Origin of the sequence: Alteraurantiacibacter aestuarii, from assembly GCF_009827405.1 — a bacterium.
GTDB lineage: Bacteria > Pseudomonadota > Alphaproteobacteria > Sphingomonadales > Sphingomonadaceae > Alteraurantiacibacter > Alteraurantiacibacter aestuarii.
In genome coordinates this window covers 325,226-347,927 of sequence record NZ_WTYY01000003.1, presented here as the reverse complement: position 1 = coordinate 347,927, position 22,702 = coordinate 325,226, and the positions used below count along the sequence as shown (strand labels likewise).

Annotated in this window: 19 protein-coding genes and 1 tRNA gene; 7 read left to right on the top strand and 13 right to left on the bottom strand. The window is 63.4% G+C overall.

Going from position 1 to position 22,702, the window contains the following annotated elements:
• Positions 1-4 precede the first annotated feature (4 nt).
• The 6 genes from GRI32_RS07005 to GRI32_RS06980 form a co-directional block, all read right to left on the bottom strand.
• Positions 5-1,186, bottom strand: coding sequence for a cytochrome P450 (locus GRI32_RS07005; RefSeq protein ID WP_160590688.1), 1,182 nt, complete (start codon positions 1,184-1,186; stop codon positions 5-7).
• Between the two features lie 3 nt (positions 1,187-1,189).
• Positions 1,190-2,083 (bottom strand): MBL fold metallo-hydrolase, encoded by an 894-nt coding sequence (locus GRI32_RS07000; protein WP_160590687.1) that lies wholly within the window; start codon positions 2,081-2,083, stop codon positions 1,190-1,192.
• 14 nt (positions 2,084-2,097) lie between these two features.
• Positions 2,098-3,768: a GMC family oxidoreductase gene (locus GRI32_RS06995; RefSeq protein WP_160590686.1), complete on the bottom strand. Its 1,671-nt coding sequence runs from the start codon at positions 3,766-3,768 to the stop codon at positions 2,098-2,100.
• An 85-nt stretch (positions 3,769-3,853) separates the two neighbouring features.
• Entirely contained in the window at positions 3,854-4,261 is a 408-nt protein-coding gene (locus GRI32_RS06990) for a c-type cytochrome (protein WP_160590685.1), read from the bottom strand.
• A 59-nt stretch (positions 4,262-4,320) separates the two neighbouring features.
• A complete protein-coding gene (locus tag GRI32_RS06985; protein ID WP_160590684.1) occupies positions 4,321-5,055 on the bottom strand; it encodes a DUF3800 domain-containing protein in 735 nt (244 codons plus the stop codon).
• A gap of 21 nt (positions 5,056-5,076) precedes the next feature.
• Entirely contained in the window at positions 5,077-5,859 is a 783-nt protein-coding gene (locus tag GRI32_RS06980; RefSeq protein ID WP_160590683.1) for a citryl-CoA lyase, read from the bottom strand.
• Between the two features lie 67 nt (positions 5,860-5,926).
• Between GRI32_RS06980 and GRI32_RS06975 the strand changes: the two genes are divergently transcribed.
• From GRI32_RS06975 to GRI32_RS06950, 6 genes are all read left to right on the top strand, one after another.
• Positions 5,927-7,057 carry a CaiB/BaiF CoA transferase family protein gene (locus GRI32_RS06975; protein WP_160590682.1) on the top strand — a complete coding sequence of 377 codons (1,131 nt, stop codon included), beginning with the start codon at positions 5,927-5,929 and terminating at the stop codon, positions 7,055-7,057.
• Between the two features lie 96 nt (positions 7,058-7,153).
• Positions 7,154-7,693, top strand: coding sequence for a VOC family protein (locus GRI32_RS06970; RefSeq protein WP_160590681.1), 540 nt, complete (start codon positions 7,154-7,156; stop codon positions 7,691-7,693).
• An 85-nt stretch (positions 7,694-7,778) separates the two neighbouring features.
• On the top strand, positions 7,779-8,810 hold the full coding sequence (locus GRI32_RS06965; RefSeq protein ID WP_160590680.1) for a uroporphyrinogen decarboxylase family protein: 1,032 nt from the start codon (positions 7,779-7,781) through the stop codon (positions 8,808-8,810).
• Positions 8,807-9,928: a uroporphyrinogen decarboxylase/cobalamine-independent methonine synthase family protein gene (locus tag GRI32_RS06960; protein WP_160590679.1), complete on the top strand. Its 1,122-nt coding sequence runs from the start codon at positions 8,807-8,809 to the stop codon at positions 9,926-9,928. The genes GRI32_RS06965 and GRI32_RS06960 overlap by 4 nt, the downstream gene beginning before the upstream one ends.
• 36 nt (positions 9,929-9,964) lie before the next feature.
• Positions 9,965-10,050, top strand: a tRNA-Leu gene (locus GRI32_RS06955).
• A 158-nt stretch (positions 10,051-10,208) separates the two neighbouring features.
• Positions 10,209-10,841, top strand: coding sequence for a PilZ domain-containing protein (locus GRI32_RS06950; RefSeq protein WP_160590678.1), 633 nt, complete (start codon positions 10,209-10,211; stop codon positions 10,839-10,841).
• A 47-nt stretch (positions 10,842-10,888) separates the two neighbouring features.
• Here GRI32_RS06950 and msrB read toward each other — a convergent pair whose 3' ends face one another.
• Genes msrB through GRI32_RS06935 form a run of 3 tightly spaced genes read right to left on the bottom strand, consistent with a single transcriptional unit; the run spans position 10,889 to position 13,639 of the window.
• On the bottom strand, positions 10,889-11,380 hold the full coding sequence (gene msrB / locus GRI32_RS06945) for a peptide-methionine (R)-S-oxide reductase MsrB (RefSeq protein ID WP_160590677.1): 492 nt from the start codon (positions 11,378-11,380) through the stop codon (positions 10,889-10,891).
• 10 nt (positions 11,381-11,390) lie between these two features.
• Positions 11,391-12,656 (bottom strand): ABC transporter permease, encoded by a 1,266-nt coding sequence (locus GRI32_RS06940; protein ID WP_160590676.1) that lies wholly within the window; start codon positions 12,654-12,656, stop codon positions 11,391-11,393.
• Positions 12,656-13,639, bottom strand: coding sequence for an ABC transporter ATP-binding protein (locus GRI32_RS06935; protein ID WP_237437430.1), 984 nt, complete (start codon positions 13,637-13,639; stop codon positions 12,656-12,658). The genes GRI32_RS06940 and GRI32_RS06935 overlap by 1 nt, the downstream gene beginning before the upstream one ends.
• Before the next feature lie 20 nt (positions 13,640-13,659).
• On the opposite strand from GRI32_RS06935, the gene queG reads away from it, so the two are divergent.
• Complete coding sequence (queG, locus tag GRI32_RS06930) at positions 13,660-14,733, top strand: tRNA epoxyqueuosine(34) reductase QueG (RefSeq protein ID WP_160590675.1); 1,074 nt, start codon at positions 13,660-13,662, stop codon at positions 14,731-14,733.
• Here queG and GRI32_RS06925 read toward each other — a convergent pair.
• The 4 genes from GRI32_RS06925 to GRI32_RS06910 all read right to left on the bottom strand — a co-directional run bounded on the left by GRI32_RS06925 (position 14,717) and on the right by GRI32_RS06910 (position 22,697).
• Positions 14,717-15,955, bottom strand: a complete 1,239-nt coding sequence (locus GRI32_RS06925; RefSeq protein WP_160590674.1) for an NAD(P)/FAD-dependent oxidoreductase — start codon at positions 15,953-15,955, stop codon at positions 14,717-14,719. The genes queG and GRI32_RS06925 overlap by 17 nt on opposite strands.
• A 71-nt stretch (positions 15,956-16,026) precedes the next feature.
• Positions 16,027-20,757, bottom strand: coding sequence for an NAD-glutamate dehydrogenase (locus GRI32_RS06920; RefSeq protein ID WP_160590673.1), 4,731 nt, complete (start codon positions 20,755-20,757; stop codon positions 16,027-16,029).
• Positions 20,758-20,916: 159 nt separating this feature from the next.
• Entirely contained in the window at positions 20,917-21,900 is a 984-nt protein-coding gene (locus GRI32_RS06915) for an LLM class flavin-dependent oxidoreductase (RefSeq protein ID WP_160590672.1), read from the bottom strand.
• On the bottom strand, positions 21,897-22,697 hold the full coding sequence (locus GRI32_RS06910; protein WP_160590671.1) for a tetratricopeptide repeat protein: 801 nt from the start codon (positions 22,695-22,697) through the stop codon (positions 21,897-21,899). The genes GRI32_RS06915 and GRI32_RS06910 overlap by 4 nt, the downstream gene beginning before the upstream one ends.
• Positions 22,698-22,702 lie beyond the last annotated feature (5 nt).

Here is a 22,702-nt window from a genome sequence, read left to right as displayed (position 1 = left end):
TGTGTCAGGCGAACTTCAGCCGCACGGGCTGCTTGATCGGACCGTGGCCGACGGTGGTCATCCACGGTTCGTAATCGCCGGCAATCTCGAAGCTCGCCACTTCGCGCACGATCGTGCCCAGCAGCGCCTGCGCCTCTGTCTGCGCCAGCATCCGTCCCACGCAGCCATGCACTCCGTATCCCCAGCCGAGCGAATGCTTGGTATCTCGCTCTATCCGGTATTCATCGGGCGCATCCCAGTAACGCGGATCGCGGTTGGCGGCGGCGAACATCAGCCCGCAGCGAGTGCCAGCCGGCACGATGTAATCGTCAATCGGCACATCGCAGGTGGTGATGCGGCCGGCCATGCGGCTGGGCGAATCCCACCGCAGGCTCTCGTCAAAGGCATTACGGAGCAGCTTGGGATTGGCGCGCAGCTTGTCATACTCGCCGGGGAACAGGGCCCATGCGCGAATGGCGTTGGCCATGGTGAGATAGGTGGTGTCGGCCCCGGCGCTGAGCACGGTCTGCAGCAGCAGCTTTGCCTCATCCAGCGTCACCTGCCCGCGGTCGGCAGCACGGAAGAACTCCGCCCCGATGCCTTCGGGATCGATGGCATCGCGGGCGCAGACCTTGTCCAGCCACTCGATCACCGCGGAGAAATCGGCGTCCATCGCCTCGTCAAACAGCTCTCCGGGCGGGCCCATCGTGGCCCAGACCATCTGGCTGAAGCCGTGCATATGGTGGCGGCCTTCCTGCGGCAGGCCCAGCACATCGGGCAGCACGCGGAAGATGAAGGCCTGGGTGATCTCGCCCACGGCGTCCACCGCCTCACCCTCCCGGGCGCGAAGCTCATCCACGAATTCCTGCGCGGCCTGCTGGAAGATCGCCTTGGTTCGCTCCAGCGCACGCGGGCTGAGCGCATCGGACACGACCTTGCGCACCTGCGTATGCTTGGGCGGATCATCGGTCAGGAGGATTTCCGGCCTTGGCGAATTGGGATCATGCCACGGACGGCTGGCGCTGGAAAAGCTCTTCCAGTCGAGCAGGCCGCTGGTCACATGTTCATGCCGCGCGATCATCACCGTGCCATCGTGCAGGCGCACGGCGGGGGCGAATTCACGCAAGGCATCATCCACCGCGCGCGCATTGCGCACCGCATCGGGAGTGAAGATGTCGAGCGGATAATCGGGGATGGGTGTGCTCATGGCCTACAGCCCCAGCCCGTCAAAACGCACATCGCCTTCGCCATGCGTGTTGATATGGCCTGCCGTGGGATCGAAGAAATGCGCGCCGATCACCACCACGCCGCTGTCCTTGTACTTGTCGACGAAAGTGGTGCGGGAGTTGCGCCCGGCATCCTTGTCCATGTCGAAAGTGGCGGTGCGGTGCGGCATGGCGCATTGCATCGGGTGATGCATCAGGTCGCCGGTAATCACCGCGCGCTCCCCCTTGCTTTCAATGCACACATGCACGTGGCCGGGCGTGTGGCCGTGGCTCGGCTCGGTCGTAATACCCGGCGCGATCTGGTGATAATTGTCGATGAACTGTGCCATGCCCGCCGCCACGATCGGATCGACGCATTCGATCATGTGGTTGGGGTTGTGGATGCCGTCGCTGCGCAAGGTGTTCTGCCAGGCGTCGAATTCGGTCTTGCCGAACAGGTATTTGGCATTGGGGAACGTGGGCCTGTACTCGCCCGTTGCCGGGTCCTTGTAGGTGTTCCAGCCGACATGGTCGAAGTGCAGGTGCGTGCACATCACCGTGTCCACATCCTCGCGCGAAATGCCCAGGCTCTCCAGGTCCTGCAGGAAGCCTTCGGGCAGGTTGCAGAACACATCGAACTCACGCTCGCGCCCGGCGCCGATGCAGCTGTCGACCACGATGTTGCGGTCCGGCGTCTGCACCACGAAGCCCTGAAAGTTCATCCGCTGCTGGCCATCGGGCGTGGCATAATGCGGGTGCAGCCATTTCAGCGCGATCACCTCTTCGGGCGTCGCGTCGGAGATGGTCATGTTGATGTTGTCGGTGAAATTATAGATCTCGACAATGCGGGTGATTTTCACATCACCCACCTGCCAGCTCATCATGGTTTCCTTTGCCAAGGCTCTCTCTCCAGTCAGGCGGCTTCTGCCGCTCCGGGTTTGTAACGTGCGACGCTTGTCGGCGGCAATTGTGCGGCGGGCAATGCGGGTTTGCCGAGGATGAAATCGGCACAGCGCTCACCAATCATCACGCAGGGCGCATTGGTGTTGCCGCCGATGACCGATGGCATGACGCTGGCGTCGGCCACGCGCAGGCCTGTAATGCCCCGAACCCGCAGCTGTGGATCGACCACAGCGCTGGCATCGCCCGCTGCGCCCATCTTGCACGTGCCCACGGGGTGGTGAACGGTATAGCCGGTCTCGCGGATATAGGCGTCGAGCGCGGCATCACTGGTGACCTCTGCGCCCGGTGCCACTTCGGTGCCGTTGTAGCGCTTGAAGGCATCGCTGGCGAAGGCGGCGCGGGCGATCTTCAGCGCGCGGATCAGCGGCTGGATATCCTCCGGCTCCTGCAACAGCCTGGGATCGATCAGCGGCGCGGCGGCGGGATCATTGCTGCCCAGGCGAATGGTGCCGCGGCTCTTGGGATACAGCGCCACCGGGCTGATGGCATAGCCGTGGCCCACCGGGAACGGCACGCCCTTCACCGTCAGGCGTTTGGCCGGCTGGAACACGAATTGCACGTCCGGCTTTGTCAGGCTGGGATCGGTGCGCAGGAAGGCCACGCTTTCAAACACATTGCCCGCCAGCGGTCCCTTGCGGGTGGCGAGGTAATAGAAGAACCAGGCGATATCGCGCGGGGCAGCCTTCCAGCTGATGCCGTAACTGGTGGAATCGCTGGTTTCCATGTGCAGTGGGCTGGCCACATGATCGTGATAGTTTTCGCCCACGGCGGGCAGATCATGCACCACGTCCACGCCCATTTCCTTCAGATGGGCGGCGGGGCCAATGCCGGACAACATCAATATCTGCGGCGTCTGCACCGTTCCGGCAGACAGCACCACTTCGTGCCGCGCGCGGATCACCTTGCCGTCCACCAGCTCCACGCCAATGGCCCGTCCGTCTTCCACCAATATGCGCGCCACGCGGGCATCGGTCTGCAAATGGATATTGCCGCGCTCCATCGCGGGCAGCAGCATCTGCCGCGCGGTGCTCTGGCGCAGGCCCTTGCCGATCAGGCCCTGACGGCGGCCATAGCCTTCCGGGTCAGGCCCGTTGAAATCCGGGCAGGCGGGAAATTGCAGCGACGCCAGCGCATCCATGAAGGAGTAATTGAGCTGGTTGGGGTTCTCCACGTGCTTGACGTTGATCGGGCCATCGGTGCCGTGGAACACGCTGGCGGGATAATTCTCATTATGCTCGGTGCGGGTGAAATAGGGCAGCACTTCGGCATAGGACCAGCCGGTGCAGCCCGCGTCCGACCAGTCATCATAATCGGTGGGATGGCCGCGAAAATAGACCATGCCGTTGATCGCGCCCGATCCGCCCAGCACCCGCCCGCGCGGCACGCCGATCTTGCGGCCCGCCATGCCCGGCTGCGGCACGGTTTCAAAGCTCCAGTTCGTCTCCTTGCGGCCAATCGCGGCGGCAACGAAGCTGGGCACGTGGATGAACGGATGGCTGTCATGCCCGCCCGCTTCCAGCACGCAGACGGTCTTGGTCTCATCCTCTGAAAGCCGCGCGGCCAGCGCCGCACCGGCAGAACCTGCGCCGATAACAAGGTAATCGAATTCGCCAGCGATCATGTATCTCTCTCCCGAGAATTACTGTGCGAGGCGGACGCAGGCTTGGCAAGGCGGAACGTGAGCAGCAGCTGCCCCGGACCTCATTCTAGGATGCGGAATCCGCCCCACCTGCCCGCAGGCGGATCATGAAGGCGGCCAGCGATTCGATCTGGTGCTGCTCCAGAGTGAAGCCCATTTCGGCCGGATAATTGTGACCATCGGTAAGCCATGCAGCCAGCGCCTGCTGGGTCATGGCGGGACGGCCTGCGATTTCGCGGAAGGCGGTTGCGTCCTCATTCGGGGAATCCCCGGTCCTGCCCGTTGCATGACACTCCGCACAGGAATCGCGCGCGATCAGCATACCCATAGAGGCGTCGGGCGCATAAGGCGCGCCATCGGTGGTGGTTGCGCAAGCCGCCAGAGCCAGCAGCAGGCACGGCAGGCCAAGCTTGGCGAGGACCGCGCGAGGCGAGCCTGTGCGGGCGGCGATGTGGTCGGGCGTGGCAGCGGTCAAGTGGTGTCTCTCCTGAGGGCACTGTGCGGAGGGGCAGGAGGCTTGGCAAGGCTCTTGCGTCATTGGCTCCTGATTGCATCAATAAACATATGACTTGCGAACTCATGTGAAAAAATAGCAGCAAAATCCCTACGCTTTGCTTTGACTGTTCCGCCTTGCGTTGTTCGCGACATGCTTCCTGCCGTATGCGCAACAAAGTCTGCAACCACGAGGCCGGCGAGAAGCTCCTTTCCCGTATTTTTCGCTTGGGTGGCAAAAAAACAAGGGACTTTCGCGCCATCCTTACGACGGAAGTCATAACGCCTAAAATAGTCGTTGTAGAGCGAGTCCAATCGTTGTGAATGTTCAAATAGCATGACGATCCCGCTAAAGTCTCCTCCCATCCTCTTTATGACTTCCAGCATTTGCTGGATCGCCATGTAAGCTGTGAGATGGAAGGCGCTATGCTCCGTTTCGTTTATCATGCTCGATTTTGCAATTGCTGCGAAGCGGCCAAAAGCTCCCTTCGCGAAATATGTGCCTAATGCAGATTTTTGCGCATCGCTAAGTTCTTTCGGATTCAACTCTGATGCGTGCAGCCGACTACCTTTATAGGAGAATTTCGATTCCAAGATTGTCCAAGATCGTTCAATCGCGGTTTCATAATCCGAGGCTCGACAGAGGCAGCCCCCAAAGCCAAAATAGGGCACCTCGAAAGACGAAAGCCTCTCATCTCCCGTCTCGTCAACAAAGACTAAGAGAGTGTCATCGTCAAATTCAGTTGCGGTGCGATCGTGCTCAATCACGAACGCCATGGTAACCGCCTGCGTATTCTCTCACTCCCCATCATACTCAATCGCCTGCGCCGCAGCACCGCTCAGCACAAAGCCGATCGGTCGCTCGGCCTCCTCGGTCAGGTGGCCGATCAGGCCGCCGGTGCGGCACAGCAGGCCGATGCCTTTCAGCGCCGCGACGGGCCAGCCCAGGTCGAGCATGATCGCCGGGATCGGGCCGTTGACGTTGACGGGCAGTTCGCGGCCGATGGTTTCGGGCAGGGCGGCCTGCAATGCGCGCATCATGGCCACGTGTTCGCCCGATACGCCGCGCTCGTCTGCCAGCTTGAGCAGCAGGTTGGCACGCGGGTCGCCTTCTGAGTGTTGCGGGTGGCCAAAGCCGGGCACGGCCTTGGTGGTCTTGCGCAGTTCCACGATATTACGCTTGGCCACGTCCGCCACATCGTCGCCCGTCTCGCGCTGGTCGGCCACGCACTGCGCGTAGAATTTGCCCGCCACTTCGGCGCTGCCCAGTACCACCGATCCGCAGCCCAGCAGCCCTGCCGCCACGGCGCCCTGCACTGCCTCTGGCGCGGCGGCCAGGGTCATGCGGGCGGCCACGACGCTGGGCACCAGTCCGTGTTCGGCCAGCGCGCACAGAACGGCGTTGAGGAAGAAGGACTGGTCCTCGTTCGGCTCCTCCCCCGTCACCAGCAGCCAGAAGTAGGAGCTGAAATCCATTTTTCCGATGATGTCGCCGCACAGGTCTCTGCCCCTTACCGTGATGCTGGTCGCATCCGATTTACAGATAGCGCTGAAGGGTTGGTCCTGTTTGCCGATGCGCATTTGTCTCTCCTTGCCGATCAAGCTTTCAACCTATAGCGATCCACGCAAAGAGGAACAGGAGAGACGAATGGCCAGGCCGCTTGAAGGCATACGCGTGCTCGATATGGGCACTTTCATCACCGGGCCGGCTGCCGGCATGTTGCTGGCCGACTTGGGCGCCGAAGTGATCAAGGTGGAAATGCCCGAAACGGGCGATCCCTTCCGCGCCTTCAAGGGCGATCTCTATTCGCCGCATTACCAGACGTATAACCGCAACAAGAAATCCATCACGCTCAACACCAAGAAGAACCCGGAAGATCTGGCGGCGCTGGACGAGCTGGTGAAGACCGCGGACGTATTCATCCAGAACTTCCGTCCCGGCGTGGCCGAGCGGCTGGGCGTGGGGGCAGAGCGGCTGCAGGGCATCAATCCGCGGCTGATCTATGCCGATATCTCCGGCTTCGGTAACGATGGCCCGTGGAAGGATCGCCCCGCTTTCGACACGGTGGCGCAGGCGTGCAGCGGGTTTCTGCGGCTGCTGGTCAATCCGGGCAATCCGCGCGTGGTTGGCCCCGCGATAGGTGACGCTGTGACCGGCTTCTACACCGCCTTTGGCATTCTTGCCGCGCTGTATGAGCGGGAGAAGACGGGCAAGGGCCGCCGGGTCGAAACGTCGATGTTCGAGGCGATGTGCCACTTCAACCTCGATGATTTCACCCATTACCTCAGCGTGGACGAGGTCATGGGGCCGTGGTCTCGCCCGCATGTCAGCCAGAGCTATGTGTTCGAATGTGCCGACGGCGGCTGGATCGCGCTGCACATGTCCTCCCCGCCCAAGTTCTGGGAAAACCTGGCAGAAGCGGTGGGCCAGCCCGACATGCTCCAGCGTCCGGAGTTCGAAAGCCGCCCGGCGAGAATTGCCAATTACGAGAATGTGATCGCCTTCCTCGCGCCGATCTTCGCCACCCAGCCGCGCGCATATTGGGAGGAGCGGCTGACCGCTCTCGAAGTGCCGCATTCGGCGGTCTATTCGTCGAAGGAGGTGCTCGAAGGCCCGCTGGCAAAGCACCACAGGGTGAAAATTTCGGGCGAAGGACCGCGCGGTACGTTCCGTACCATCCGCAACCCCATCCGCTTTGACGGCGAGATAGAGGACACGGTCGTGCCGCCGCCAGAGCTGGGCGCGGACAATGCGGAAATCCTCGGGCGCAAAGGGTGATCCAGGGCGCGGCACTCGTCAATTGCGCCAACGCCCCAGTTTGATAGACTGACTGCATCAGGGACCGAGAAGAATCGGCCGAAGGGAGAATTCAAGATGTCCAGACTGCCTAACCGCCTGCACCATACCGCTTACGTCACCAAGGACATGGAAGCGACGCGCCATTTCTACGAGGATATCCTCGGCCTGCCGCTGGTGGCCACCTGGTGCGAATCAGACATGCTGTTCGGCAAGATGCGCACCTATTGCCACTGCTTCTTCGGCATTGGCGATGGCGGCGCGCTGGCTTTCTTCCAGTTCGCCAACAAGGAGGACGAGGAGCTGTTCGTCCCCGATATTCCGCAGACGCCTTTCGTCCACCTCGCGCTGGACGTGGACAAGGAAACGCAGGTGGAACTGGAGCGGCGGATCAAGGACGCCGGGCTGGATGCAACCTACGTGCTGGAGCACGGCTATTGCCGGTCGGTCTATGTCGTCGATCCCAATGGCATGACGGTGGAGTTCACCCATGACGATCCGCGGGCAGCGGCAGGTGACGCGGCGCGCAAGGCCAAGGCGCATGACGAGCTGAAGCGCTGGCTGGCCGGAGACTACACCTCCAACAACGACTTCCGCAGCGAAGAGGAAGCTGCCTGAACAGCAGGTTCCGCCACCTGAACTGGCGCTGCGAGGCGGATACCGCCCGGCGCGTGCTGCGTGCTTATAATTGAGAGGATACTGAATGACCCTTCCGCTGCTCCCGACTTCGCTGGTCGGCTCCTACGCCCAGCCCGAATGGCTGATCGACCGTGCCAAGCTGGCCGGGCGGTTCCCGCCGCGCACAAGGCAGAAGGAATTGTGGCGCATTCCGGAAGACATGCTCGAGGAAGCATGGGACGATGCCACGATCATGGCGATGGAAGCGCAGGAGCGTGCCGGGCTGGACATCATCACCGATGGCGAGATGCGGCGTGAGAGCTATTCCAACCGTTTCGCCACGGCGCTGGACGGGGTGGACATGGACAATCACGGCACCGCGCTGGATCGCAGCGGGGAGCCGGTGCCTGTGCCGCGCGTGACCGGACCGATCAGCCGCCGCCATGCGGTGCAGGTGCGCGACGTTGAGTTCATGAAGCAGCATACCGACAAGGCGATCAAGATCACCGTGCCCGGCCCCTTCACCATGAGCCAGCAGGCGCAGGACGATTACTACGGCGATCCCGAAGCGCTGGCGCTGGGCTATGCCGCCGCCGTGAACGAGGAGATCAAGGACCTGTTCGCCGCCGGCGCCGACGTGGTCCAGCTGGACGAGCCTTACATGCAGGCACGGCCCGACAAGGCGCGCCAGTTCGGCCTGGTGGCACTCGAACGCGCGCTGGAAGGCGTGCAGGGCACCACCGCGCTGCACATCTGCTTTGGCTATGCCCACCTGATTCACGAGCGGCCCGAAGGTTACAGCTTCCTGCCCGAACTTTCAGCGAGCGCGGTGCAGCAGATCTCGATCGAGACGGCGCAGTCGAAGCTCGATACCAAGGTGCTGGAAACCCTGCCGGGCAAGACCATCATCCTGGGCGTTCTGGACCTGTCGACCCATGCGGTGGAGGAGCCGGAAACCGTTGCCGCGCGCATTCGCAAGGCGCTGCCCCATGTCGATGCCAGGCGCATCATCGTGGCTCCTGATTGCGGGCTGAAATACCTCCCGCGCGAGGTTGCCTTCGGCAAGATGCGGGCCATGGTTGAAGGTGCGCGGATGGTGCGCGAGGAGCTGGCGTGAGCGGGTTCAAGACCACCCATACCGGCAGCCTGCCACGCCCAGAGTACCTGCTAGACCTGATGTTCGCCCGCGAAGGCGGCGACGGGGTCGATCAGCCGGCCCTGGATGAGGCGATTGACCGGGCCACGGCGGAGGTGATCGGCCACCAGAAGGCGGCGGGCATTTCCATCGTCGGCGATGGTGAAATGTCCAAGCCGTCCTACGCCACCTATATCAAGCACCGCCTGTCGGGCTTCGGCGGCGAAGCGGGCCAGTACGAGTTTCAGGACCTGGAGGAATTCCCCGGCGCCAAGGCACAGGTGTTTGGCAACAAGGGCCGCGCCAAGCGGTCCGCCCCTGCCTGCACCAGCCCCATCGAAGTGATCGACATGGAAGCTCCGCGCATCGATGCGGAGCGATTGACGCGCATTGCCGCTGGCCATGACAGCTTCATGTCCGCCGCATCTCCGGGTGTCACCGCGCTGTTCTTCCCCAACCAATATTACCCCAGTGACGAGGAATATGTCTTCGCCCTGGCCGAGGGATTGCGCCACGAATATGAGACGATTGCCGCTGCCGGGATCACCCTGCAGGTCGATTGCCCGGATCTGGCGATGGGCCGCCATGTGCAGTTCACCAATCTCAGCCTGGAGGAATTCCGCAAGCGGATCGGCATGAACATCGCCGCGCTTAACCATGCGCTGCGCAATATTCCGGCAGAGCAATGCCGCATGCACCTGTGTTGGGGCAATTATCCCGGCCCGCATCACTGCGACGTGGCGCTGGACGAAATTGCCGACATCGTGTGGAGCGCCAAGCCGCATGCCGTGCTGCTGGAAGGCGCAAACCCGCGCCACGCGCATGAATTCGCCTTCTTTGAGGACAATCCGCTGCCCGAAGGCAAGGTGCTGTGCCCGGGCATGATCGAACCGCAATCGACCTATATCGAACACCCTGAGCTGATTGCGCAGAGGATTGGCCGCTATGCCGATCTGCTGGGCCGTGAGCGGGTGATGGCGGGCGTGGATTGCGGCTTTTCCGTCCATGCCGGCAGCAACAACCTTGATCCCGATGTGGTGTGGGCAAAGCTGGCCACGTTGGCACAAGGTGCCGAGATCGCCAGCAAGCGATACTGGTAAGCGGGTAAAGCCCGCGCTAGGCACTTTTTTAACGATGTGGGCGTGGCGGAATTGGTAGACGCCGGGGACTTAAAATCCCCTGAGCTTTGCTCGTGCGGGTTCGAGTCCCGCCGCCCGCACCAGCTTTCCGCGCCAATGCTTGGCCACCGACGCATCCGCGTCTGAAACGAATGTCTCGCTGCGTTATCCATTCATCAACCACATGGGGTTAGATTAATTCTGTTCGCAGCCAGCGGGCCGGTTGATTGGGGCAGCCGCCGCGTAGACTTTTGGAGACGCCATGCGCGACGGATTACGCCGCGACACTGCCACTGCGCATTCCGCCGGGGCTGCACAATCGGGCAGCGATCAGCGCGGAGCACCCCGATTCGCTTTGCTGATTCGGGCGGCCAAGCTCATCACGCCCGAGGGGGAATTTCTGTGCGTTGTGCGAGATGCATCGGAGACCGGCGTCAATGTCAGGGTCTTCCATGCCCTGCCCGACTGCGGCGCGATGATGCTGGAAATGCAGAATGGTGACCAGCATGAGCTGGAGCTGATCTGGCAGGATAGCGACCGGGCAGGCCTCAAGTTTCTTGGCCCGGCAAATATCGCTCGAATCGTCGAAAGCCCCAGTCGCTTTGCCAAACGCCCCATTCGGATCAATCTGGAGGTTCCGGCTATTGTCGCCAGCGGAGATGAGCGTGCTGCGGCCCATATCCATGATATCTCCCAGCAAGGTGCCAAGATCACCAGCGATCACCGCTTCTCAATCGACCAGCGTGTCAGGCTTTCTGCGCAAGACCTGCCCGAAGTTAATGCCAAGATTCGCTGGCGGCGCGACAATGCCTTTGGCCTGGTGTTTGAAGATACGTTCCAATTCGGCGATCTGGCGCGGATCATTGCCGCCATGCAATCCCGGAAACCTGCCTGAATCCGGAAAGTCCGGCCCGCACAGGGCCGATCAGGGGCCGATCAGGCTCAGGCGGGGCGGAAGTCCATCGCCACACCATTGATGCAATGCCGCTTGCCGGTAGGCTGCGGACCATCATCGAATACATGGCCCAGATGCCCGCCGCAATCACCGCAATGCACTTCGCGGCGCGGATAGCCGAGCTTGTAATCGGTAGAAAATCCGACCGCTCCTGCGATCTCGCGATAGAAGCTGGGCCAGCCGGTGCGGCTGTCATACTTGGTGGCGGAGGAATAGATTTCATTCGCGCAGCCCGCGCACAGGAATGTGCCGGTGCGGTGCTCGTTATTGAGCGGGGACGTGAAGGCGCGCTCCGTCCCTTCCTCTCGCAACACGCGGAATTCTTCAGGCGTCAGGCGGCGGCGCCATTCGGCTTCGGTATAAGAAACGCGAAAACTCTGCGCCTTGGCGCTGAAACCACAGGCGGCAATGGCAGGCATTGCTGCGCCCATGCCCAACCAGGCCAAAAGCTTGCGTCGATCAATTTGCTGCCGGGTCATGATGATATTCCTACGCTGGTTTGTCGGAACCGTTCCTGAACATGCTCACAATCAGGGCCAGGCCGCGCGGACGCTGCCTGACGGCCTGCGGTCCCGATTTCATCACCTTCTTGCGGAACAATCCAGCCCCGACCTTGATGAACACGGCCACGCAGACAAGTTGCCAGCCAAGCGCCAGCACATGCGGCCAGATGGCTTCATCCAGCGCGGCACGGGCAAGCATGGCAAAGGGTGAGCTGAGCGGGAACACGATAGCTGCATATTCGATCCACTCCCCCGTTCTGGTTACCGCCAGGCTGGCAAAAAAGAACACCAGCACCTGCGTCATGGTGGCGGGCATGGCCATGGTCTGCACATCGCGCACGGTAGGCGCCATCGATCCGATGGTCAGGAAGATGGAGCCGAGCAGCAGATAACCCATGCCGAAATAGAGCGCCCCCAGCGTGAAGAACAACGGCCAGCCGACCCCCGGATTGGCGAATTCGGACAGAGACCTGCCGCCCAGCGCCAGCAAGGTGGCGCCCGCCGTTCCCCACACGGCGATACCGAATACGGAAATCGCCAGCATCGCGAACAATTTGCCCATGAACACGGCATCCATCGGGATGGCGGCGGCAAGGATCTCGATGATCTTGTTGCCCTTTTCCTCAACCAGATTGGACAGCACCATACTGGCCAGCAACATGATCAGCAGGAACAACATCAACTGCCCGCTCTGCGCCGTTCCCAGCCGGCCGCGGTTCTCGCTCGCCCCGCTGGTGGCAACGGCACTGGTGGTGACATGCGGATAGGCTGCCGGCTCCGCCCTGGATGCGCCCGCCGCGATCATCGCAATGGTGCCTTCCCAGCGCGCCAGATTGCCGGCGGGGGCGGTCAGTTCGGGGTTTTCGGGTGTACCGGTGACGATGGCGGCCAGGCTGCCTTCCCGGCCTTCCAGCACGGCACGGGCATCAAAGCTCTCACCCGGCTCCAGCCTCTTCAGTTCCACCATGGGCGGAATGGCCGGGCCTATATGCGATGCCAGATCGTTGCGTGCGGCCAGCATGGCATCCACATCATCGCCCTGCATGGCAACGCCCACATCGGCCGTGATGGCAGACGTCTGCACTTGCGCGCCGACCGTGCTCGCCAGCACCAGCACCACAATCGGGAACAGCGGGCCGAGCAGGAAGAAGATGAATGCGCGGCTGAACAGGATCGCGGTAAAATCGCGGCGGGCCACCACGAAGGCGGCGCGCCACAGCGACAGGCGGCCCGATTGGCTGGACTGGTTCATCACGCTACCTCGCTTAGGGGCCGGGTTACCAGATCGGCGGCGGCGGCTTCACCGGCAATGGCGACAAAGGCATCATGCAGGCCAGCCCGTTCTATGGAAAGCGACTGGATGCCGGCGTTGCCATCGATCAGCGCGCGCAGCAGTGGCTCAATCCCTGTCTCGGGAAGCGGGAAATACCAGAACTGTCCCACCCGGCGCGTTTCCTGCGGCAGGGCGGCCTTCCACGGACCTTCGCTTGCGCTGGTTTCCAGGCGGACCTGCGCGGGAATGCGATCGCGCGCGTCGTCCACCCGCCCGGCAAAGGGCACCTTGCCGCCGGCGATAATGGCAATGCCTTCGCACAGGCGCTCGGCATGGGCGATCACATGGGTGGAGAAGATGACTGTGGTGCCCTTGTCCGCCAGCGACCTGATCAGCACTTCCAGCTTGCCCTGATTAATGGCGTCGAGGCCGGAGAATGGCTCATCCAGAATCACCAGCTCAGGGTCATGCACCAGCGTGCCCAGCAATTGCACGATCTGCGCCATGCCCTTGGACAATTGCCGGATCTGCCGGTCTGCGGCATGGCCAAGGTCGTGATTTTCCAGCAGCTCGCGCCCGCGCCTGCGCCCTTCGGCCAGTGGCAGGCCGCGCAGCGCGCCCATGAAGGCGATCGCCTCATAGGCTTTCATCGCCGGATAGAGGCCGCGCTCTTCGGGCAAATAGCCGATCAGCCGGGCGACATCCTGCGGGTCCTTGTGGCCCAGCACGCGGCGCATTCCCGCATCGGGATCGATAATACCCAGAATCATCCGCAAGGTGGTGGTCTTGCCCGCGCCGTTGGGGCCAAGAATGCCGTAGATCGATCCGCGCTTTACGCTCAGATCAACCCCGTCCACCGCCAGCGTATCGTCAAAGCGTTTGACGAGGCCGCGAACTTCGATTGCCAGCCCCGTTGTGTCTGATGTCGCATTGTCCATCTGCTCGCGGTACAGCCCAAGCATGAACACGAGCAAGCAGGTTTATGGTTAACGCGGCCGTCATCAATTCACTTCAGCACGAATTGCGGCAGCAGGCGGCGCAGCTGGGCTTTGCGGCCATCGGTTTTGCACCGGCGGCGGATAATCCGCAGCAGGCGCAGCGCCTGCGCGAATGGCTCGATGCAGGCTTTCACGGCGACATGGCGTGGATGGAAGACAGGGCCGATGTGCGCCAGGGCCCGCAAAGCATGTGGAGCGAGGCGCAAAGCGTGATCGCGCTGGGCATGTCCTATGCGCCGGATGGCGATCCGCTGGCGCTGGAGGGCGATGACGAGAAGGCGCGCATATCGGTCTATGCGCAGGGCCGGGACTATCACGATGTGGTCAAGAAGGCGCTGAAGGCACTGGCCCGGTGGCTGGCTGCCGCGGCGCAGGATGCCGGGCTGGAGATGCAGCTGAAGGTATTCGTCGATACCGCGCCGGTGATGGAAAAGCCGCTGGGGCAGGCGGCGGGCATCGGCTGGCAGGGCAAGCATACCAATCTGGTGAGCCGCGAGCATGGCAGCTGGCTGTTCCTGGGCGCGATCTACACCACATTGCCGTTTGCCCCGGATATGCCGGAGAAAGACCACTGCGGATCGTGCAACGCTTGCCAGCAGGCCTGCCCGACAGATGCTTTTCCCGCGCCTTATCAACTGGATGCAAGGCGCTGCATTTCCTATCTGACGATCGAGCACAAGGGACCGATCCCGCTGGAATTTCGCGCCGCCATCGGCAATCGCATCTATGGCTGCGATGATTGCCTGGCAGTCTGCCCGTGGAACAAATTTGCCGAGGCGGCCGGGCGCAACCTTGCCTTTACCGCGCGCGACGATCTGGCCGGGCCGCTGTTGCGCGATCTTCTGACGCTGGACGACGCAGGCTTTCGGGCGAAGTTCTCAGGCTCTCCGATCAAGCGCATCGGGCGTGACCGGTTTGTGCGCAACTGCCTGATTGCGGCGGGAAACAGCGGCAATCGGGCGCTGGCCGGTCCGGTCCGGGCGTTGCTGGGTGACGGGGATGAAACGGTGGCTGAAAGTGCCCGATGGGCGCTTGAACAGCTTACAGGTAATCCTTGAGCGGTATATCGGCGTCCATCAGCGCCGCGGCATCTACTTCCGCCCGCGCCTCCACCAGTTTGCGGCCCTGCACATAATCCTTCACCCGGTTCACGCAGTCGATGGCGATGACGCGCCTGTCCTTGAGATAGACCACGCTGAAGCTGCGCTCTGCCGGGTCGCCGCGCAGGACGGTAGTGTCATGTCCGATGCTGAGGCCGGCGGTCTGCAGCTTGAGGTCATACTGGTTCGACCAGAACCACGGAATCGCGTGATAGGGCTGGGGCTGGCCGCAAATGGCCTTGGCGGCAGTGGTGGCCATGTCATTGGCGTTCTGCACGCTTTCCAGCCGGATGATCGCGCCATCGGCAAAGGCATTGGCATGGGCTGCGCAATCGCCGATCGCATAGACGTCGGGCAGGCTGGTGTGGCAATATTCGTCCACGTCCACGCCGTCCGCCCCGGCCGCTCCCGCAGCGATCAGCGGCCCGACGGCGGGCACGATGCCGATCCCGGCAACCACGATATCGCAGGCGATTTCCTCGCCACTTTCAAGCCGCACTGCCTTCACGCGCTCTTGATCGCCTTCACCATCGCCCAGCAGGCAGTCGACCGAGGCGGACAGGCGAATGTCGACCCCGTGGCGGCGATGTTCGGCTTCGAAAAAGCGCGAAAGATCCTCTCCCGCCACGCGCGCCAGCACGCGGTCCTGTGCTTCAACCAGCGTGACCAGGCAATTCAGCTTGGTCAGCACGGCTGCGGCTTCCAGGCCGATATAGCCGCCGCCCACAACCACCACGCGCTTGGCCCCGCCCTGCAGGTCCGCCATCATGCCATCGACATCGGGCTTGTGGCGCACGGCGTGCGTCCCGGCCAGATGCGCGCCGGGGCATGACAGCCGCCGGGCATCGCCGCCAGCAGCCCAGATCAGCGTGCCATAGCGCACCGGTCCGCCTTTGGAGAGGGTGATTTCCTTCGCATGGGGATCGATGCGGGTGACCGAAGTATCCAGCATCAGATCGATCTGCTTGTCAGGCCAGAACTGTTCGGGCCGGATCAGCAGACGCTCGAAAGGTTTGTCTCCGGCGAGATATTCCTTGGACAGCGGCGGGCGCTCATAGGGCGGAGACTTGTCTCGCCCGATCATCAGGATTGATCCTGCAAACCCGTTCTGGCGCAGGGCAATGGCTGCCTGTGCGCCGCCATGGCCCGTTCCCACTATCACGACATCAGCGCTGTTCATGGCCAACGGTTCGCTGGATTCGGCGGCTGCGTCAAGGACGCTGGGTCAAGCACCGGGTCAAGGCCACCGGATCAGGAGGACCGTTGCAGCAAATTGCGTGCCTGGCTGCCGATCTGCGCCAGTATGGCGGAGGAGACCGGTACGCTGGCCTGCGCGCGGGTGACTATCCGGCGGAACTGCTCGATCGCTCCGCTGTTGGCACCTGCCCATTTATCAATGCTGCTGCCAATATCGTCCCGGCCCTTGCGAGACTGGGCCTGACTGCGCAGGAAATCGAAGCGCATCTGCTGGAAATCGCGCGCCAGCCCCGCAACCAGCAGGCGTTCCCACGGATCGGACGGGTTCATCACCGAAGCGCGGGTCTGCGCCCAGTCGAGCCCCAGGCGGCTGCCCAGATCGACAAAGGCATTGGCCAGTTCCACCGGGTCCATCCGGCAGTCGCTGGCCAGCCGGGCCAGCCCGATAACGCCATCCTGCGCGAACAGCTCGGCCACCATATGCGCCAGCTTCACGGGCGATCCGGCTTCGATGAGCTGCGCGGAAATTGCCGTCACATGGCTGCGCGCCTCAACCCCCAGTGCATCATCCGCATGGGCCGAAAGATCCGCCACCATGGTGCCGATTTCAGCCTTGAGCTGCGAGGGAGGAATCTGGCAGCCGCCGGCCCTGAGCAGGTCCGCCATATGGCCGCGCAGGCCAAGTGCAGCCTGGTCAAACAGAGCCAGACGCGCGGCTTCGGGCATGGCAGCCTCGTCCAGCGCGCGCCAGATTGCATCCATGCCGATCAGGTCGCAGGCGGCGACAAAGGCACAGGCGACCTGGCTCAGGCCCACGCCTTCTTCCTCGGCCAGTTCGAAGGGATAGATCATGCCCATGCGGTTGACGATCTGGTTGGCCACGACCGTGCCGACAATTTCCTTGCGCAGGCGGTGGCTCAGGATCGCCTTGGGGAAGGCCTGCTGCAATTGCTCGGGGAAATCGCCCATCAGCAGCGGCTGTGCCGCCGCATCGTCTGCCAGCGCGCAGCCTTCCACCGCATCCTGCAACACCAGCTTGGCGTTGGACAGCAGGATGGCGAGTTCGGGACGGGTCAGGCCAAAGCCATCGCTGGCCCGGCGGGCAAGCACGTCACTTTCGGCCAGGCCCTCGGTGCGCCGGTCAAGATCGCCAATTTCCTCCAGCGTCTCGATCAGCCGCAGATGCGCGCCCATCGCCTGGGCCCCGCCCTGCTGGGCAATCGACAGGGCCAGAGCCTGCAGGCGGTTATCCTCCAGCACCAGCTCGCCCACCTGCGTGGTCATTTCCTGCAACAGGGCGTTGCGGCGTTCTTCGGACAGGCGACCGGCCTTGCGAGCGGCAGTGAGGGCGATCTTGATGTTCACCTCATTGTCCGAACAATCGACGCCTGCCGAATTGTCGATGAAATCGGTGTTGATGCGCCCGCCGCGCAGTGCGAATTCGATGCGGCCCGCCTGCGTCACACCCAGATTCGCGCCTTCGCCAATTGCCTTGGCGCGCACGTCGCGGGCGCTGACGCGCAGCCCGTCATTGGCCGGATCGCCCACTTCGGCATTCGTCTCGTTCTCGGCCTTGATGTAGGTGCCGATGCCGCCGAACCAGATCAGGTCGGCATGGCTCTTCAATATGGCCGAGATCAGGCTTTCGGGATCGAGCGCCTCTTCGGTGACGTCCAGCAGCGCGCGCGCCTGTTTTGACAACGGAATGCGCTTCATGCTGCGCGCAAAGACGCCGCCGCCCTTGGACAGCAGCTTGGCATCATATTCCGCCCAGCTGGATCGCGGCATGTCGAACAGCCGCTGGCGTTCCTTCCAGCTGACCGCCGGATCGGGATCGGGATCGATGAAGATATGGCGGTGATCGAAGGCTGCCACCAGCTTGATCGCCCTGGACAGCAGCATGCCATTGCCGAACACATCGCCCGACATATCGCCGCAGCCGACCACGCGGGTCGCCTCTGTCTGTACGTCCACGCCCATTTCCAGGAAGTGGCGCTGGACCGAAATCCACGCGCCGCGCGCGGTAATGCCCATGACCTTGTGGTCATATCCGTTCGACCCGCCGCTGGCGAAGGCGTCGCCCAGCCAGAAGCCCCGCTCCAGCGCGATGGCGTTGGCGGTGTCGGAGAAGCTGGCGGTGCCCTTGTCGGCGGCGACCACGAAATAGGGGTCCTCGCCGTCATGGATCACCACGTCCTGCGGGTGGATCACCTTGTCATCCACGATGTTGTCGGTGACGGACAGCAGCGTGCGGATGAACAGCTTGTAGCTCTCGCGCCCTTCCTCAAACCACGCATCGCGGTCGAGCGCGGGGTTGGGCAGGCGCTTGGGGTAAAAGCCGCCCTTGGCGCCGGTTGGCACGATCACCGCGTTCTTCACCCGCTGCGCCTTCATCAGGCCCAGAATCTCGGTGCGGAAATCGTCGCGCCGGTCGGACCAGCGAATGCCGCCGCGGGCAACCGGTCCGGCCCGCAGGTGAATGCCTTCCACGCGCCGCGAATAGACGAAGATTTCGCGCCATGGCACGGGCTTTGGCAGGCCGGGAACCTGCGAGGAATCGATCTTGAAGGCGAGCGCTTCGATCGCTGCCGGGGCGAACACATTGGTGCGCAGGACCGCACGCACAATCTGCCAGTAAAGGCGCAGGATGCGGTCATCGTTGATGGCGCCCACATCCACCAGCCCGGTGCGAATGGCGTCCTCTGCGGCCTCGCAGGCCTGTACGCGGTCGCCCTTGAAGGACGGATCGTGACTGGTGCGGAACAGCTGGATCAGCGCCCGGGTCACATCGGGCGCACGGGTCAGCGCGTTGACCACGGTGTAGATGGTGAAGGCGGTATTGGCCTGGCGCAGGTAGCGATAGAACGCGCGCAGCCATTCGGCTTCCTGCGCGGAAAGCGTGGTGGAAATGACCAGGCGGTTGAAGACATCGTCCTCCGCCCTCTCGTTCAGCACGCTGGTAATGGCCTGCTCGATCGCTTCCGCGCGTTCAAGCAGCGGGGCGCTCTGTTCGCCGGTCGGCATGCCGAGCAGGAAATCGTGGATCGTGCCGTGATCGTTACCGCCCAGCTTTGTGGGAATTTCGGACAGCACACGGAAACCGAAGTTCTCCAGCGCGGGCACCGCATCCGACAGCGGCAGCGATCCGCTGGTCTGGTAAATCTTCAGGCGCAGCTGGTCCGCCGCATCGCTTTCCAGCCGGTAGAGGCGGGCATCGCGGCCCAGTGGCTTTTGCGCATCCTCGCCGGCCATATGGCGCAGCCGTTCGATATCGCGGGCGGCCTCGATCGCGCCATAGGCGGCACGGTACGGGATCGGGAAACTGGCGGCATAGCGCAGCGCCAGCGCGGCGGCGCGGCTTGGCTCCTCCGTCTCGCCCAGCGCGGATTCCACCGCGTCACCCCAGCCGCGCAGCATATCCTGCAGGCGGGCATCGATAGCTGCTTCATCCGGCTCGAAATTCGCGCCGCGGGCATCGAGCACGAAGCGCAGCAGCGCCAGATTGCCGCCTTCCACCATCAGGCTCCAGTCGAGCGTGTGGGTGTGGGTGGTCTCTTCCAGCAGACCCTGGATCTGCAGGCGCACGGTGGTGGAGAGCATGTCGCGCGGCAACCAGACAAACGCGAACACATGCCTTTCCAGCGGTGCGGCGACGATGGCCACGCGCGGGCGCGGGCGATCGATCAGCGCCATCAGCGTGGTGGCGATCCGCAGCGTGTCATCCTCGGCAAAGCTGATGATCAGGTCATGCGGCAGCACGCTCAACGCATGGATCAGCGCCTTGTGATCGTGGCCGCCGGGCGTGAAGTTCAGCCGGTCCATGATCGATTTGAGTTGCTGGCGCATCACCGGCACGGTTTCCGGCGGGGAGGTCAGCGCGGCGCTGGTCCAGATGCCGGCATGGACCGACAGGGCAGCCACGCGTCCGTCCTCGAACAGCGGAACGATGAACAGGTCCAGCGGCACGCGGCGATGCACCAGGCTGAGCCGGTTGGCCTTGATGATCAGCGGCGAACGGCCCGGTGTGCCCTTGACCCCGTCGAACCAGGCAAAGGCGCGCTCATAAGTGGAATCGGCCAGCAATTCGTGCGCGCTCTTGCGGCAAATGCCCAGATGGCCCGATGTTGCTCCGTCGCGGCGGCGGACCAGATGGCCAAGCTGGGTCATCATGCCCCCGCCCAGCCAGCGCAGCAGCGCCGCGCCTTCGGCATCGCTCAGCCGGTCGGCATCGCTGGCAATGATCTCGCGCATTCTGGGCCAGTCGGCCACGGTCGCGCGGACATCGGCAATGGCGCTGTCCAGATCGGCCTGTACCGCGCGGCGTTCCTTCGCATCGATGCGGTCACATTCGATATAGACGAAGGATTCGTGCTTTTCGCCGGTGCCATTGCCCTGCGGCAATTCGGCCAGATTGCGGTTCGCGTCCCGCCGCACGGGCAGGATCGGATGGACCAGCCGGTCAATCGTCAATCCGCGCGCGGCAATGGCATGGGCAATCGAATCGACCAGGAAGGGCACGTCGCGATTGACGATGGCGATGCGGGTGAAGCGCTTCTCGCCACTGGCGGAGCGGATCAGGATGGAAGGCTTGCCATCGCCGCGATGTTGTGCGGCTTCCAGCAGGAACCGGGCGGCATCGTCGAGCGCCGGCCCATCCAGCGGCAGTTCGCCGGGAAGGATGGATCTGGCGATGCGATCGCGCAGGGTCTGCAACAGGACATCCTGCCCGGCCTGCTCACCCGTGCCGCTCTTTGCCGTGGAAACTGGTGCCTTGGCTTTTGCCATGTCCTGGCCCTTCTGTCTGGCCCTCTCCCGGGCCGTCTTATTGGTCTGATTGCCGGCAGGTCCGGCAGCTTGCCATGCCTCTACTATGCGCTCAGGGGCTTGGCACCCTTAAACTGGTAATTTGTGAAACCACTTAGATTCCCCGTTAGATTCCCCGGCTCATTTGGCAAGTGCGGCCCTGGCCAGCCGCAGCGATTCGCAGCGCGCCTCGGGATCGAATGTCGCGCCGGAGGTGATGATCTCATCCGCCTGCGTGCGCGCCACAAAGCGCCCGATCCGCTCGCGCACGGTTTGCGGCGAGCCGACTGCGCGCGCGGTGTCGAGCCGGTCCAGCATGGCGCGCGCGGACACCGGCAGGCTGTCGCGGTAACCGGGCACGGGCGGCGGCAGCTTGCCCGGATCGCCGGTGCGCAGGCGCACAAAGGACTGGTCCTGCGAACTGGCCAGATCCTGCGCCTCACGGTCCGTTTCGGCGCAGATCATCGTCATGGCGGCCATCACATGCGGCTTTTCCAGCGCCTCTGAAGGGCGGAAGTGGCTGCGATAGGTTTCCAGCGCGGCATCGAGGTGGTCGGGCGCGAAATGGCTGGCAAAGGCATAGGGCAGGCCCAGCCGCGCGGCCAGCTGCGCGCCAAACAGGCTGGAGCCGAGCATCCACAGCTCCACCTTTGCCCCAAGGCCCGGCGTGGCGGTGATCGGCAGATCGATGTCGCCGGTCAGCATGGCGCGCAGCTCGACCACGTCCTGCGGGAAATATTCGGCGTTCTGGTGCAAGTCCTTGCGCAGCGCCTGACCCAGTATCTGTCCGGCACCCGGCGCGCGGCCAAGCCCCAGGTCCACCCGGCCGGGAAACAGGCCGTCCAGCGTGCCGAACTGTTCTGCGATCACGAACGGGTTGTGATTGGGCAGCATGATCCCGCCCGCGCCGATGCGGATGGTGCTGGTGCAATGGCCGATATGCGCCAGCACCACCGACGTTGCGCCGCCTGCGATGCCCGGCGTTGCATGATGCTCCGCCACCCAGAAGCGCTTGTATCCGGCCTTGTCCGCCACTGCGGCCAGCTGGCCCGCCTGTGTCAGCGCCTGCGCGACATCGCTGCCTTCGCGAATGGGGACGAGATCGAGGACCGACAGGGGTATCATCGCGCGGGAGGTTCTCCATCCAGTTGCGCCAGATATGTCTGGGCGGTCATGGCTTCGGCGGTGCCGGGGGCAAGTGCAAGCACCGATTGCCAGCTGCTGCGTGCGGCATCGTCAAACCCGCCCAGCGCGGCGATCAGCCCGGCCTCCAGCCCGACAGCGGGGTTTTGCGGATCGAGCAGCGCGGCGGTGCGTATCCACCCCTGCGCCGCAGCAAGATCATCCATCCGCCGCGCCAGAGTGGCAGACAGCAGCCAGATGGCGCCTTCCTGCGGGGCCAGCTCGCGCGCCTGTTCAAGGACGGCGGCGGCCTCCTGATTGGAACCAAGCCCCACCAGCGCGCGGGCGCGATCGGTCGCCATTTGTCCTGCCAGCGGGTTATCGCCTGCTGCCAGCGCGTCTGCCTGCGCAGTGGCCAGCAACGGAGCGGCAGCGGCGAAGTCCTCCGCCCCCAATGCCGCATTTCCTGCCATGCCACCCAGCCTTGCGCGCCCGGCATGATCGGTTTCCGGCCGCGAATCGCGCGCGGCGATGAATGCCACGCGGGCGGAATCCCAGCGCAGCAGGCTCATATAGGCAAATCCCAGGCACTGCTGTGGATAGCTGAGGTCACCGCCATAGGTGCCTTCCATCCATTCCACCGCCGTGGTGATGGCGGTGGGCGGATCGCGGCGGGCCTGTGTCATGCAGGCGCGCAGCCGGTCTTCCTGCAATGTGAGTGGCTGGAGGGCAGGTGGCTGATGGATGAGCGGGGCCGAAGTCTGGGCGGCGGCCAGAAGCGTAAAGGCAAAGGCAATCATCAGCG

Bases quoted from the DNA above. Each gene is read 5' to 3' on its own strand.
- GRI32_RS06920 (WP_160590673.1), bottom strand. From the start codon at position 20,757: ATGGCAAAAGCCAAGGCACCAGTTTCCACGGCAAAGAGCGGCACGGGT.
- GRI32_RS06915 (WP_160590672.1), bottom strand. From the start codon at position 21,900: ATGATACCCCTGTCGGTCCTCGATCTCGTCCCCATTCGCGAAGGCAGC.
- queG (WP_160590675.1), top strand. From the start codon at position 13,660: ATGGTTAACGCGGCCGTCATCAATTCACTTCAGCACGAATTGCGGCAG.
- GRI32_RS06940 (WP_160590676.1), bottom strand. From the start codon at position 12,656: ATGAACCAGTCCAGCCAATCGGGCCGCCTGTCGCTGTGGCGCGCCGCC.
- GRI32_RS06925 (WP_160590674.1), bottom strand. From the start codon at position 15,955: ATGAACAGCGCTGATGTCGTGATAGTGGGAACGGGCCATGGCGGCGCA.
- GRI32_RS06950 (WP_160590678.1), top strand. From the start codon at position 10,209: ATGCGCGACGGATTACGCCGCGACACTGCCACTGCGCATTCCGCCGGG.
- GRI32_RS06995 (WP_160590686.1), bottom strand. From the start codon at position 3,768: ATGATCGCTGGCGAATTCGATTACCTTGTTATCGGCGCAGGTTCTGCC.
- GRI32_RS06975 (WP_160590682.1), top strand. From the start codon at position 5,927: ATGGCCAGGCCGCTTGAAGGCATACGCGTGCTCGATATGGGCACTTTC.
- GRI32_RS06985 (WP_160590684.1), bottom strand. From the start codon at position 5,055: ATGGCGTTCGTGATTGAGCACGATCGCACCGCAACTGAATTTGACGAT.
- GRI32_RS06910 (WP_160590671.1), bottom strand. From the start codon at position 22,697: ATGATTGCCTTTGCCTTTACGCTTCTGGCCGCCGCCCAGACTTCGGCC.
- GRI32_RS07005 (WP_160590688.1), bottom strand. From the start codon at position 1,186: ATGAGCACACCCATCCCCGATTATCCGCTCGACATCTTCACTCCCGAT.
- msrB (WP_160590677.1), bottom strand. From the start codon at position 11,380: ATGACCCGGCAGCAAATTGATCGACGCAAGCTTTTGGCCTGGTTGGGC.
- GRI32_RS06980 (WP_160590683.1), bottom strand. From the start codon at position 5,859: ATGCGCATCGGCAAACAGGACCAACCCTTCAGCGCTATCTGTAAATCG.
- GRI32_RS06965 (WP_160590680.1), top strand. From the start codon at position 7,779: ATGACCCTTCCGCTGCTCCCGACTTCGCTGGTCGGCTCCTACGCCCAG.
- GRI32_RS06935 (WP_237437430.1), bottom strand. From the start codon at position 13,639: ATGCTTGGGCTGTACCGCGAGCAGATGGACAATGCGACATCAGACACA.
- GRI32_RS06970 (WP_160590681.1), top strand. From the start codon at position 7,154: ATGTCCAGACTGCCTAACCGCCTGCACCATACCGCTTACGTCACCAAG.